Origin of the sequence: Aeromonas sp. 82P, from assembly GCF_051919365.1 — a bacterium.
GTDB classification, from domain to species: Bacteria; Pseudomonadota; Gammaproteobacteria; order Enterobacterales; family Aeromonadaceae; genus Aeromonas; species Aeromonas veronii.
Genome location: NZ_JBQBEV010000001.1, coordinates 692,252 through 705,478, shown reverse-complemented (window position 1 = coordinate 705,478; position 13,227 = coordinate 692,252). Strand labels below are relative to the sequence as shown.

The window sequence follows — 13,227 nt, the reverse complement described above, 5'->3', positions numbered from 1 at the left end:
CATTGACAAACCCCGACCGGAGTCGGGGTATGGAACACTTACTCATCACGGCTGAGCTGACTCATCGCGGCCGGACTTATTCATCGCGGCTAAAGAGCGCCTCGATGAAATCGTTGGCAACGAAGGGACGCAGATCGTCGATCCCCTCGCCCACCCCGATGTAGCGGATCGGGATCTGGAACTTGTCGGCCACCGCGAAGATGACGCCGCCCTTGGCGGTGCCATCCAGCTTGGTGAGGGTGATGCCGGTCAGGCCAACCGCCTCACTGAACAGCTTGGCCTGGCTCAGGGCGTTCTGGCCGGTGCCGGCATCCAGCGTCAGCATGATCTCGTGGGGCGCCTCTTCATCCAGCTTCTTCATCACCCGCACCACCTTCTTGAGCTCTTCCATCAGGTTGCTCTTGTTCTGCAGGCGACCGGCGGTGTCGGCAATCAGCACGTCAGCCCCGCGGGAGCGGGCGGCCTCGATGGCGTCATAAATAACGGAGGCGGAGTCGGCACCGGTATGCTGGGCAATCACCGGAATGTTGTTGCGCTGACCCCAAACCTGCAACTGTTCGACCGCAGCGGCACGGAAGGTGTCACCCGCCGCCAGCATCACGCTCTTGCCCTCGGCCTGGAACTGCTTGGCCAGCTTGCCGATGGTGGTGGTCTTGCCGACGCCGTTTACGCCGACCATCAGGATCACATAAGGCTTCTTACTGGTGTCGATCACCAGCGGCTGTTCGACCTTGGCCAGCATCTCGCCCATGTCCTGCTTGAGCAGGCCGTAGAGCGCCTCGGCATCCTTGAGCTGCTTGCGATCCGCGTGCTGCACCAGCCCTTCGATGATGCGAGTGGTGGTATCCACACCGAGATCGGCGGTCAGCAGCTGGGTTTCCAGCTCTTCAAAGAGCTCATCGTCGATCTTCTTGCCACGGAACAGGCCGAAGAAACCGGAGCCGATATTCTCCTTGGTGCGTACCAGACTGCGTTTGAGGCGAGCAAAGAAGCCCTCCCGCTGCGGTTTGTCCTGGGTGTCGTCGTCCACCTTGGCGGCCAGCGGCAGGGCTGCAAGGGCGGCGGCCTCAGCCTCCATCGCGGCGACCAGGCGCATATCTTCCGCTCGCTGGGCCTCTTTGGCGATACGGGCTTCTTCCGCAGCCTGAGCTTCGGCGGCAATGCGAGCCTCCTCCGCAGCGCGAGCCTCGGCAGCAATACGAGCCTCTTCCGCAGCGCGAGCCTCGGCAGCAATGCGAGCTTCTTCCGCAGCGCGGACTTCGGCAGCGATACGAGCCTCTTCCGCAGCGCGGGCTTCGGCGGCAATGCGAGCCTCTTCCGCAGCGCGAGCCTCGGCGGCGATACGAGCCTCTTCCGCGGCGCGAGCCTCGGCAGCAATACGAGCCTCCTCTGCAGCGCGAGCCTCGGCGGCGATACGAGCATCTTCTGCAGCGCGGGCTTCGGCAGCAATGCGAGCCTCTTCCGCAGCGCGGGCTTCGGCAGCAATACGAGCCTCTTCGGCTGCCTTGACCTCAGCGGCTTGCGCTTCTGCGGCAGTGCGAGCGGCTTCAGCGGCACGCTCCTCTTCGGCGATCAGCGCTTCGTTGACGATCACCGGCTCCAGATCGGAGGCGCACTCCTCCACCACCAGCGGGCCGTGATCGTCCAGCTCGGTAGGCAAGCAGCAATCATCTTGCAAAACGGAATTCTGTGCGCTGGCAGGCACTTCGGGGGCAACAGCCGGCGTACTATCGGAAACAGTGGTATCGGAAACGGGAGCGGGGGTAGCAGTGACCTCGGGCTCAACGGTAACGGGGGTGGCTTGGGGTGTCTGTGGTTGGACAGCCTCAGCCTCTTCTTTCTTGCGGCCGAAACCCAGCCAGGAAAACAAACCTTTTGCCATCTAAAAATACTCACATCAAAGGCTGACTGCTAAGATAGCCGTCCCTTGGCGGGTCGGCATAAAAATGAACCGCCTTATACTACCACTTTATTTTCTGACGATGAAACGCGATGCCCAGAGTGAAATCCAGCCGTAGCAACCCGAGCAAGAGTCCCGCCCCGCAAGGAAAATCGGGCTTTGTAAGAATCATCAGCGGCCAGTGGCGAGGCCGCAAATTGCCGGTCAAGGATGTGGAGGGGCTCAGACCCACCACGGATCGCGTCAAGGAGACCATCTTCAACTGGCTGGCCCCCCACATTCGCGGCACCCGCTGCCTGGATCTGTTTGCCGGTAGCGGCGGACTCGGACTGGAGGCGCTGTCGCGCTATGCCGAGCAGGTGACCCTGATCGAGATGGACAAAGGGGCCGCCGACCAGATCAAGAAGAACCTGACCGCCCTCGGCAGCAGTCAGGGTCAGGTGATCCAGTCAGATGCAGTGAGCTGGCTGCAAGGCCCGGCCACGCCGTTTGATCTGGTATTCCTCGATCCGCCGTTTCGCCGCGAGCTGCTGCCGCAAGTGTGCGAACTGCTGGAGCAGCGCGGCTGGCTGGCGCCGGACGCCCTCATCTATCTGGAGCGGGAAAAAGAGATGGCCGATCTGGCGCTGCCCGCCAACTGGCAGTTACTCAAGGACAAACAAGCAGGTCAGGTCTGCTATCAACTCCATCTAAGAGAGGTAAACAATGAAGCGAGTCTTTAATCTGTTGGCGATGGGGCTGATATTGTTCTTCTGGTTTGGCGTGCTGGTGAGCCTGATTGCCCCGCTGCCCGGCAAACTCAACGGCTTTCTGCCGGTCTGCGGCGTGATCGTCGCCCTGCTGCACTGGCTGCAGGCCAGCATGATCAAGGCAGCTTGCAAACGCTACTTCGCTGTCACCAAGGCCGAATTTGTCACTGTGCTGATATTTGGCGTGTTTGGCATGGTCGACATTCGTCAGCGCCTGCAAGAGATCGTCAACGCCGCCCAGCGCGGCAATCTCTCGGACAAACCATAAAAGAAAAGGGGACGGCGGTAGCCGTCCCCTAGAGTCGTGTCGTCCTGTCCGTAGAACTGCAATGCTCCCTGCAATCCCTGACGTTATCCTAATCCTTTGGAATATCCCCTTTCCAATCCGTTGGCGTGTCCTGCGGCGTTCCTAGCCTGGCAATTCATCCTGAACTGCTTCCCTGTCTCCATCCTGGAGGTGTCCATTACCACGTCCTGTGGGGTTCCTTGCGTCTTCCTGACAGATAACCATCCGGGTTATCTCACTTCATCCTGAAGTATTCCTCTCGCATCCGGCGAGGTCCTGTTCATCCTGAAGAACGAGGTTCCGTTCGTTCTGCTCCCATCCCGAGAGTGTCCTGCCGCATCCCGCGGTGTTCCTTTATTCATCCGTGACGATAATCATCCTGATTATCGAGCTCATCCTGAGGTGTCCCTTGTCCACATCCTGCGGACTATTCCATCTTTATGCGCTGCCCTGCATCCTGCCGGACCAGCTCCGTCCTTGTGAGACCCATACTAAGGAAATGCGCACCCCGAACAAGGGCCATCCAATGATAAAGATCCGATGCAGCTCCCATCCAAAAATACGAACTTAAAAACTAATCCTTTAATATCAGCCATTTATTTAGTTTCACAGGAAAGCTCGATCATTCTGGCATGGCTTCGCGTACGGCTCAAAGCGCCAGCCTCTTACAGTCGCTATGGCAGATCTCTTACACGGGTTTCGCCCCCAAAAACGGGGCAGGAAAACGGTTCAATCCTGACGTTAAGACTTAAAAATTAGTTGAATAAAAATGCTTAAAAAAACCGCAAAAAAAAGAGCCGAGACCAGGCTCGACTCTTCAACATTCCAATCTTTTAATCAGCTCAAGCGGTTGGCCGGATTGAGATAGGCCTTGCGCAGCGATTCCGGTGCCAGCACTTCCAGTTCACCGCCGATGTTGTTCAACCAGCTGCGAAACTCCGGGGTGTCCTGCACTTCTGTCTCCACCACCACACTGCGCTTGTCATAGCGGGTCATGCGCGGATTATTGCCGGGGATCTGGTTATCCACCAGCGACTGGCTGTTGGCATCGATCCGGCCGACGAAGCGGATCGGGCCGCTCACATCCTGATAGCCCTGATCGCGGATCAGCTTCTGGATATTGAAATCCTTCGGCTGGGTGGCGCTGAAGTTGGTCAGCTCCACGTTCTTGATATGGTCAAACGGAATGCCGTAGACCTTGGGATCCAGCTCGGACAGAGTGCAGAGCAGGATCGGACCGTCCGGCTGATTGAGAATGCCGAGCGGGTTGATACGGTCGTAGCAGAGCCATACGGTGCGCTCTTTGATCACGCGCTGGATCTCGGCACTGAACTTGCGACCACGCCAAAGCGCATCGCGGATCAGGGTGCTGCGGCGGATCTCCGGGTTGCCAGCAAACGGACGCGGTGACTGATGGACACTCTCCAACCAGCGTTCGGCCAGTTCACTCTGGCTGTCGCGGATCACCTGGCTCGCCTTGTCGACCAGCGGATTCAATTCGGTCAGTACACTCGCCGGCAACAGTTGGCTCGCCTGATCACTCCAGGTTTTCAGGGCCACCGCCAGCGAGAGCGGCATGATATTGGCAAAGTCGTTGAGGCCGTGGCGCTCGAAGCACCAGCCATGGGGTTTGCTGCGCTCGTCCGAGGTGAGGTCGAACAGTCCCATGCCGGACATCTCCTCCAGGTCCCGTTGCACGGTACGCAGACTGACGTGGATACCTTCCTCTTCCAGTTTTACCTGGAGTTGGCTGGCGGTCAGCTTGTAAGGGCGGTGCGGGATGCAACGCGCCAAGGTCAGTTGTCGTAACAGCTTCTTGCTCATGGTGCTTGCCTTCACTGGTTTAGCGTTGACTGTATGCTAGTCGTGACTTGCGACAGTCTATGTCGCAAGTTTTGCTGCGACAACTGTCGCCATTTTCATACAAAACACATTAACCAATTGATTTATAAAGACAATGCACTCAAAAAAGGAGCCGCTAGAGGCTAAAATTAGCCAAAAATCCCTCAAATGAAAGTTCTATGTTGCGATTTATTGTTAGCATAAAACTCCAATTAATTAATTCATCACAGAATATGATTTCAGGGGAGAGCATAGCTCTCCCCTTTTGCTCACATCAGCCACGACCAGGCTGACTTGGTGATGGCCGCACCGACCATGTAGCCAAACACCGCCAGTGCCGCCACACCGGCTACCAGCTTCTGACCGCGGGCCGGGCGCTTGAGCGCCATGACACCCAGACCGATATAGAGCACCAGTGCAACCAGCTTGGCCATCAGCCAGGGTTGTTGACCCGGGCTCAACTGCAAGGCCACAGCCAGCAACACACCAAACAGCAGCAGGAAAGTGTCGTTGATATGCGGGAGGATCTTCAGCCACTTCTGCTGCAACCGAGCGCTGCCGGCCAGCGCCAGACTCCAGCGATAGATAAAGAGCAGCAGACTGACCAGCGCCAGCGTCATATGCAGGTGTTTGAACATGGGGTAATAGGCAATCATTTTGCTTCCTTGTCGTCGTCGGGTAACCCGCTATTCCAGTTGTGGGCATGGATACGCTCCTGCCCCTCCTCGTCGTCTTGCAACAGATCGGAGAGGATCTCCCGGTATTGCAGGCTCTTGTTGATATAAGTGTGTTCGTCGTCCAGATAGTTGACCTGCTCGCGCAACAGCCAGTTATCGTGCTGCTTGAAGGTCTGCCCCGCCCGCCAGGCCTGGTTGGCCCGAAAACCGAGCTGGGTCAGGGCTTCCACCCCCAGATCGACCGCAGAGCCCAGGGTTTCCCGGTGCACGCTTTCGACCCCGTGGCGCAGGATCTCGTGGGCGTGGGGCCGATCCAGCGCGCGCGCCAGGATCTTCAGGTGCGGGAAGTGCTTCTGCACCATCTCGATCACCGCCAGCGAGGTAGCCGGATCGTTGATGGAGAGCACCAGCAGCTTCGCCTTGTGCGCCCCGGCGGCATGGAGCAGGTCGATCCGGCTGGCATCACCATAGAAGACCTGATAGCCATACTTGCGCAGGGTCTCTATCTGGCTGGCATCCTGCTCGAGGATGGTGGTACCGATGCCGTGACCGTGCAGCAGGCGCCCCACGATCTGACCAAAGCGGCCGAAGCCCGCGATGATCACCGGATGCTCCACCAGCTCAGGTTGCTCATGCTGCGGCGCGTCGCTCTGGTTACGGTAATCGAACCAGGGCTGGATCACCCGATCATTGAGGATCAGCAGCAGCGGGGTGAGCGCCATGGAGAGCGCCACCACCAGCGTCAGCAGCGAGATGGTCTCGCCGGGCAGCACCCGATTTTGCGCGGCAAACGAGAAGAGCACGAAGGCAAACTCACCGCCCTGTGCGAGCGCCAGCCCGAAGGTCCAGCGTTGACTCGGCGAGATGCGGATGACGAAGCCGAGCGCCATCAACACCAGCCATTTGAGCACCATCAGGCCAACCACCAGAGTGGGTATCAGGAAGGGGTGCTCGGCAAACAGCCCGAAGTCGATCCCCGCCCCCACCGACATAAAGAAGAGGCCGAGCAGCAAGCCCTTGAACGGCTCTATGTCTGCCTCCAGCTCATGGCGATATTCGCTGTCGGCCAGCACCACACCGGCTAGGAAGGAGCCGAGTGCGGGTGAGAGCCCCACCGACTCCATCAACACAGCGATGGCGATCACCAGCAGCAGAGCAGCGGCGACGAAGATCTCCCGCATATGGGACTGGGCGATGGCACGAAATACCGGCCGCATCAGGTAGTGGCCACCCAGCACGATGCCGGAGATGGCCGCGACCACCAGCAGACCATGCTGCCAACCCGCCAGCTCGGAGCCACCATTGCTGGCGACCGGCGCCATGGCCAGCAGCGGCAGGATCGCCAAGATCGGAATGACCGCAATATCCTGAAACAGCAGCACCGCAAAGGCGGAGCGACCGCTCTCGCTCTGCATCAGCTTGCGCTCCTGCAGGCTCTGCAACACGATGGCGGTGGAAGAGAGCGCCAGAATGAGGCCGATGGCCAGCCCCTGTTGCAGCGGCAGACCGATCAGGTGCGCCACGCCGGTCAGCGCCGCCGTGGTGAGCAGCACCTGCAGGCCGCCGGTGCCGAGGATCGGCCCCTTCAGCTGCCACAAGAGGGCCGGACGCAACTCCAGCCCGACCAGAAACAGCATCAGCACCACGCCAAACTCGGCGAAGTGCATCACATCCTTCTGCTCCCCCACCAGCCCCAGCAGAAAGGGGCCTATGATGATCCCCGCCAGCAGGTAGCCGAGCACCGAGCCCAACCCCCAGCGCTTGGCCAGCGGCACCGCGATGACGGCGGCGGAGAGGTAGATAAAGGCATCAAACAGGATCCCGTGGCCCATCAGTCGGCCCTCCGCATGAACATCTGCTCCGGCTCATGAGCTCGGCCAACAAGCTGCCCGTGTGTCATCAGAGCACCTCCAGCAAGTCGCGCAGATAAGGACGCCCGGCCAGCTGCTCCGGAGTCAGCTGATCGTCACGCAAGGCGCAAAGCAGCTGACGGTAGTCCTGCCCACAGCGGCGCAGGGCGGCGGGATCCTTGATCTTGTGAAAGGAGTGCAGCACGAAAGGGGGCAGCCAGTTCATGCCGCACAAGGTGGCCGCCTGCTGAAATGGCAGCAGAAAATCGAGCAGCGGTCGGCTGTTGTACCCCTCGCTGCAGTAGGACTCCGGCGCCCCGCCGGTGGTGATGGCGCTCAGCCACTGCTTGCCCTTGAGGGCGTGGGCTTCGGGGCCGTAGGCGTAGCCATACTCCAGCACCAGATCCATCCACTCTTTCATGATGGCCGGGCAGGAGTACCAGTAAAACGGGTGCTGAAAGACGATGATATCGTGCTCAGAGAGCAGCGCCTGCTCCCGCTTCACATCGATAAACATGTCGGGATAGTGCTGATAGAGGTCGTGAACCGTGACCCCCTCCAGCCCCTCAATCGCCTGCAACAGCTGCTTGTTGGCCCGCGAGCTCTGCAGCGCAGGATGGGAAAAAATAACCAGAATGCGTTTCATGACCACATCACCCGAACAAAGCCTTGCGGTGCAAGGCGAGGTAAACAGAAAAGGGGAGTCTGGGGAGCTGCATCGTAAAGGTGCACAGGAGAGCGACCTTATCAGGAAGCGCCATAGCCTGCCAACTCGGGGATCAGCTCCCGCAGCGCCGGATTGAGGGTCTGGTGGGCGGGATAGCAGAGCCCGATCCGGCGAAACATCCGCGGCCCGCTCACCGGCAGAGTACAGAGCCCCTCCTCATCCTCCACCAGCCCGTCCGGCAGAAAACTGATGCCGACCCCCGCCAGCACCAACGCCATCACCAACCCCTTGCTCTCGGCCTTGGCCACCAGATTGAGGGTAAGGCGGTCACAGGCCAGCAAGCCGATAGTCTGCTGATGGGCTTCGCAGGGCGGGCACTCAATAAAATCATAATGTTGCAGCTCGGCCAGTTCGATCCTTTCGCGACTGGCCAGGGAATGATCGACCGGCACGCAGAGCACATAATCCTCCTCCCACAGCGGCAGAAAGATCTCATCCTCCCGGCGCAAGGCATCCAGCGTCAAGCGGCAGTCGGCGGGTGTGGTGTAGTCGGAGAGGGTGAGATCCAGCTGCGGCAACACGCGCTGTACTTGCTGCAGCAGCCCGGCCACCCGGCGGCGACTCAAGTCCGGCATGATGGCGATATTGAGCCTCGCACGCGTCGCCTTCTGGCGAAACAGCTCCGGCAGACGACGCGCCTCCTCCACCAGCTTGACCGCGTGAGGATAGAGATAGTGGGCCGGATCTTTCGCCACCACCCCCTTCTTGCCCCGGACAAACAGGCTGTCACCGAGCGCCTCTTCCAGCTGGCGCAGTCCCGCCGAGAGGGAGGGCTGGCTGACGTGGCAGCGCTCGGCCGCCGCCGTGATGTTCTTCTCTTCATAGATGGCGATGAAGAAACGCAGCAATCTCAAGTCCAGCATAAACCAACCATAGTTTTTTCAGATGATAACCAGCGGAAAACAATATTTATCACTTATAGATACAGTGACTATAGTGATTGGGTTCCGTGCTGGCCAGCCACCTGTTTGCTCAAACCGACTCTTGAATCAGAAGGAAAGACCCATGTCCAAATCTCTCGTCGTGATCACCGGCGCCTCCGCCGGGATCGGTGCCGCCATCGCCCGTGCCTTCTCTGCCGCCGGTCATCCGCTGCTGCTGCTGGCCCGCCGGGTCGAGCCGATGCAGGCGCTGAACCTGCCCTATACCCTCTGCATCGGGGTCGATGTGACCGACACCGCCGCCATGAAGGCCGCAGTCCAGCAGGCAGAAGCCAAATTTGGCCCGGTCGGCTGCATGGTCAACAACGCCGGCGTCATGCTGCTGGGTCAGGCCGATGTGCAGGATCCCGCCGAGTGGCAGCAGATGCTCAACATCAACGTGATGGGGGTACTGAACGGCGTCCACGCAGTGCTGGCAGGCATGAAGGAGCGCCGCAGCGGCACCATCATCAACATCAGCTCCATCGCCGGTCGCAAGACCTTCCCGAACCATGCTGCCTACTGCGCCACCAAGTTCGCCGTGCACGCCCTGACCGAAAACATCCGGGAAGAGGTGGCCGATGTCGGCGTGCGGATGGTGACCATTGCCCCGGGTGCGGTCGAGACCGAACTGCTCAGCCACACCACTGACGAGAGCATCAAGGCCGGTTACCACGACTGGAAAGATCAGATGGGCGGCGTCATTGCGCCGGAAGTGATCGCCGATGCCGTGCTCTACGCCTGGAACCAGCCTGCCAACGTCTGCGTGCGCGAGATCGTGCTGGCGGCGACCCGTCAGCAACCTTAATCCTGGCTGACTGACACCATGGGGAGGGCTTGACCCTCCCCCGGGGCACAGGGTTACCATGTGCCCCTTGTTATTTTCGAGTCATTCCATGGTTCTCACCCGTCGCCAACTCGCTCACGCCCGTCGCTGGCTCCCCTTGTGGAGTCTGGTGCTGGTGTTGATGTCGTTTGGCAGCCGGGCCGCAACCGACCTCTGTACCCTGACCACCCACTGCAGCCAGAGCGAGCGCACCCTGGAAAAAGCGATGCCCTGCGGCAGCTTTACCACCGCCCTCTCGATGACGCTGGTAGGCAGCGACAGCCTGACGGTCGCCGTGCTGGAACCGGATACCCCCGACTTCGCCTCCCCCTCTCTCTTTATGCCGGACGCTCCGTGCGAGCGGCTCGAACGTCCCCCACGCCCCCGGATCTGAAACGCATCCCGTATCGGGCATCTTTTCTTTCAATCTGAGGTGAGTGATGTACAAACCCCTGTTACTGGCCATGCTGGCCGGTACCGTCAGCTTTTCGGCTCTCGCGGCCGAGAAGATGACCGTCTACAAATCCAAATATTGTGGCTGCTGCCAAAGCTGGAACGAGCACATGGAGCAGAATGGCTTCGAACTGGAGGTCATCGAAACCGAGCAGCTCGGCGCAGTGAAGCAGCAATACGGTATCGCGCCGGAACTGGCTTCTTGCCATACCGGCATCGTAAATGGCTATGTGATCGAGGGGCATGTACCAGCCGCCGATGTACAGAAGCTGCTCAGGGAAAAACCGGCGATCCGTGGCCTGACCATTCCGGGCATGCCCCAGAGTGCGCCGGGCATGGATATTCCGGGCCATCCCTATGAGGTACTGAGTATCAGCAACGAGGGCGCGACCAACCGCTGGTCGAGCTACCCCGGCTGACGAAAACTGGCCATGAGAGGACACTACCATATCATGTGAGGCACACCTGAGCGGACTCTTGCCGCTCATGGCCAGAAAGAGGGCCGCTATCGCGAGATAGCGGCTTTTTTTGATTACATTTCCTGCAATAACAAGGGATTGCTTGCAACCACCGGCAACAAGGGGCAGATTTAACGCCAATTCATGGAGCCGATGCTCAGGTCTACCAACCCTTTCCAGCGCCAAGGATGCGACATGTTTACCTTTTCCCGAGGAGTTCTGCTGCTAGCCTTTCTGACAGTTCTCCCCCCCACTTATGCCAATGAAGAGCCCGCCATGCTGACAAGCGAACATCCAATCCAGCCGCCCGTGGCCGCCAAACATCCCCGCACGCTGAAAAAACACGGGGATACCCGCATCGACAACTACTACTGGCTGCGCGACGACGAGCGGCAGAAGCCCGAGGTATTGGACTATCTCAAGGCCGAGAACGCCTATACCGAGGCCATCCTCAAGCCGACCCAACCCCTGCGCGAACAGCTTTACAAAGAGATGGTCGCCCGCATCCCCCAGCAGGATGAGTCGGTACCCTATGTGAAGAATGGCTACCGCTACCAGACCCGCTATGAACCGGGCAAGGAGTACGGGATCTACTCGCGCACCAAGCTCGGTGAAGAGCAGTCAAGTCTGCTGCTCGACAGCAACCTGCGGGCTGAAGGGCACGAGTTCTATGCCCTCGGCGCCCTTGAAGTGAGCCGCAACAACCGCTGGCTGGCGGTGGCGGAAGATTTCCTCTCCCGCCGTCAGTACCAGATCCAGTTCCTCGATCTGGAGAGCGGTCAGTGGGCCACCGACAAACTGGAAAATACCTCCGGCAATCTGGTGTGGGCCAACGACAACAAGACCGTCTTCTATGTGCGCAAGCACCCGCAGACCCTACTGCCCTATCAGGTCTATCGCCACACGCTCGGGACGGATCCGGCCACGGACAAGCTGGTCTACGAGGAGAAGGATGACTCCTTCTACATCAGCCTCTACGCCACCACCTCGGAAGATTTCATCGTCATCGCCCTCTCCAGCACCACCACCGGCGAAGCGCGGCTGATCGATGCCAACCAGCCGGAGCACGCCCCCCGCCTGTTCCTGCCCCGTCAGGTGGATCACGAATACAGCCTGGATCACTACCGCGGCCGCTTCTATGTACGCTCCAACAAGGATGGCAAGAACTTCGGCCTCTACGAGACCAAGGAGAGCCCGGTCGATCGCTGGAAGGCGGTGATCGCCCCCAATCCGGAAGTACTGCTGGAGAGCTACGCCCTGTTCAAGGATTGGCTGGTACTGGAAGAGCGCAACAAGGGGCTGACCCGACTGCGCCAGATCAACTGGCAGAGCGGTGACGAGAAGGAGATCGCCTTCGACGATCCCGCCTATGTCACCTGGCTCGCCTACAACCCAGAGCCGGATACCAGCGCCCTGCGCTATGGCTACTCCTCCATGACCACCCCCGCTTCTACCTATGAGCTGGATATGGCGAGTGGCAAGCGCACCCTGCTCAAGCAGCAACCGGTGGCCGGCTTCAAGGCCGACCAGTACGCCAGCGAGCGGCTCTGGGTGACCGCCCGCGACGGCGTATCGGTGCCAGTGTCTCTGGTCTATCGCAAGGACAAGTTCAAGAAAGAGCAGGCCGATGCGCCCAAGAATCCGCTGCTGGTCTATGGCTACGGCTCCTACGGCGCCAGCATGGATCCCGACTTCAGCAGCTCGCGCCTGAGCCTGCTGGACAGAGGCTTCGTCTACGCCATCGCCCATATCCGGGGTGGTGAAGAGCTGGGCCGTCACTGGTACGAAGATGGCAAGTTGCTGAAAAAACAAAATACCTTCAATGACTTTATCGATGTCACCAAGGCGCTGGTGGAGCAAGGCTACGGTGCCAAGGATCAGGTCTACGCCATGGGCGGCAGCGCCGGCGGCCTGTTGATGGGGGCCGTCATCAATCAGGCGCCCGAACTCTATCGCGGCGTGGTGGCGCAGGTGCCGTTCGTCGATGTGGTCACCACCATGCTGGACGAGTCGATCCCCCTCACCACCGGGGAGTATGACGAGTGGGGCAACCCGAACCAGAAGCGCTACTACGACTACATGAAGAGCTACAGCCCCTACGATCAGGTCAAGGCACAAGCCTACCCCAACCTGCTGGTCACCACCGGGCTGCACGACTCGCAAGTGCAGTATTGGGAGCCAGCCAAGTGGGTCGCCAAGCTGCGCGAGCTGAAGACGGATGATAACAAGTTGTTACTGAACACCGACATGGACGCCGGCCACGGTGGCAAGTCGGGCCGCTTCAAAGCCTACGAAGATATCGCGCTGGAGTACGCCTTTATCCTGGATCTGGCCACCCCGGCCAACTGATCCAGTATGACCCCGGCCCTTGTCACACAAGGGCCGCATAAGAATCCCACCCTAGTTTTTCCCTCTTCCATTTCCCTTCATATCAAATTAATCTTCGGCTAGAAAATGAATGATCGAGGTCATGTTTCTCAAGATTTAACTCCGCTATTTTGCCATTTCGTTTGATTTATGTTGGGTGAATGTGCTTAAT

At 59.5% G+C, this 13,227-nt stretch carries 12 protein-coding genes; 6 read left to right on the top strand and 6 right to left on the bottom strand.

Annotated elements, in window-relative coordinates; all coding sequences use genetic code 11:
- Positions 1–76 precede the first annotated feature (76 nt).
- Positions 77–1,882: a signal recognition particle-docking protein FtsY gene (gene ftsY / locus ACTG2S_RS03290; RefSeq protein ID WP_376889916.1), complete on the bottom strand. Its 1,806-nt coding sequence runs from the start codon at positions 1,880–1,882 to the stop codon at positions 77–79.
- A gap of 110 nt (positions 1,883–1,992) precedes the next feature.
- Here ftsY and rsmD point away from each other — a divergent pair, with 110 nt between their 5' ends.
- A complete protein-coding gene (gene rsmD, locus ACTG2S_RS03285; protein ID WP_439981977.1) occupies positions 1,993–2,622 on the top strand; it encodes a 16S rRNA (guanine(966)-N(2))-methyltransferase RsmD in 630 nt (209 codons plus the stop codon).
- Complete coding sequence (locus ACTG2S_RS03280; RefSeq protein WP_005342853.1) at positions 2,606–2,917, top strand: DUF1145 domain-containing protein; 312 nt, start codon at positions 2,606–2,608, stop codon at positions 2,915–2,917. Before rsmD ends, ACTG2S_RS03280 begins: the two co-directional genes overlap by 17 nt.
- An 855-nt stretch (positions 2,918–3,772) precedes the next feature.
- On the opposite strand, the gene ACTG2S_RS03275 is transcribed toward ACTG2S_RS03280, so the two are convergent.
- From ACTG2S_RS03275 to ACTG2S_RS03255, 5 genes are all read right to left on the bottom strand, one after another.
- Complete coding sequence (locus ACTG2S_RS03275) at positions 3,773–4,759, bottom strand: helix-turn-helix transcriptional regulator (RefSeq protein WP_005339987.1); 987 nt, start codon at positions 4,757–4,759, stop codon at positions 3,773–3,775.
- Positions 4,760–5,046: 287 nt separating this feature from the next.
- Positions 5,047–5,433 (bottom strand): SirB2 family protein, encoded by a 387-nt coding sequence (locus ACTG2S_RS03270; protein ID WP_274161688.1) that lies wholly within the window; start codon positions 5,431–5,433, stop codon positions 5,047–5,049.
- Positions 5,430–7,286 (bottom strand): monovalent cation:proton antiporter-2 (CPA2) family protein, encoded by a 1,857-nt coding sequence (locus ACTG2S_RS03265; protein WP_439981975.1) that lies wholly within the window; start codon positions 7,284–7,286, stop codon positions 5,430–5,432. The genes ACTG2S_RS03270 and ACTG2S_RS03265 overlap by 4 nt, the downstream gene beginning before the upstream one ends.
- 67 nt (positions 7,287–7,353) lie before the next feature.
- Positions 7,354–7,950 carry a glutathione-regulated potassium-efflux system oxidoreductase KefF gene (gene kefF / locus ACTG2S_RS03260; protein ID WP_068978326.1) on the bottom strand — a complete coding sequence of 199 codons (597 nt, stop codon included), beginning with the start codon at positions 7,948–7,950 and terminating at the stop codon, positions 7,354–7,356.
- Between the two features lie 101 nt (positions 7,951–8,051).
- Entirely contained in the window at positions 8,052–8,894 is an 843-nt protein-coding gene (locus ACTG2S_RS03255; RefSeq protein WP_439981974.1) for a LysR family transcriptional regulator, read from the bottom strand.
- Between the two features lie 142 nt (positions 8,895–9,036).
- On the opposite strand from ACTG2S_RS03255, the gene ACTG2S_RS03250 reads away from it, so the two are divergent.
- The 4 genes from ACTG2S_RS03250 to ACTG2S_RS03235 all read left to right on the top strand — a co-directional run bounded on the left by ACTG2S_RS03250 (position 9,037) and on the right by ACTG2S_RS03235 (position 13,037).
- Positions 9,037–9,759 (top strand): SDR family oxidoreductase, encoded by a 723-nt coding sequence (locus ACTG2S_RS03250; RefSeq protein WP_421340792.1) that lies wholly within the window; start codon positions 9,037–9,039, stop codon positions 9,757–9,759.
- Positions 9,760–9,847: 88 nt separating this feature from the next.
- Positions 9,848–10,171, top strand: coding sequence for a hypothetical protein (locus ACTG2S_RS03245; protein WP_005348554.1), 324 nt, complete (start codon positions 9,848–9,850; stop codon positions 10,169–10,171).
- Between the two features lie 46 nt (positions 10,172–10,217).
- Positions 10,218–10,649, top strand: coding sequence for a DUF411 domain-containing protein (locus ACTG2S_RS03240; protein WP_005339953.1), 432 nt, complete (start codon positions 10,218–10,220; stop codon positions 10,647–10,649).
- A 234-nt stretch (positions 10,650–10,883) separates the two neighbouring features.
- Positions 10,884–13,037: a S9 family peptidase gene (locus tag ACTG2S_RS03235; protein ID WP_274161690.1), complete on the top strand. Its 2,154-nt coding sequence runs from the start codon at positions 10,884–10,886 to the stop codon at positions 13,035–13,037.
- Positions 13,038–13,227 lie beyond the last annotated feature (190 nt).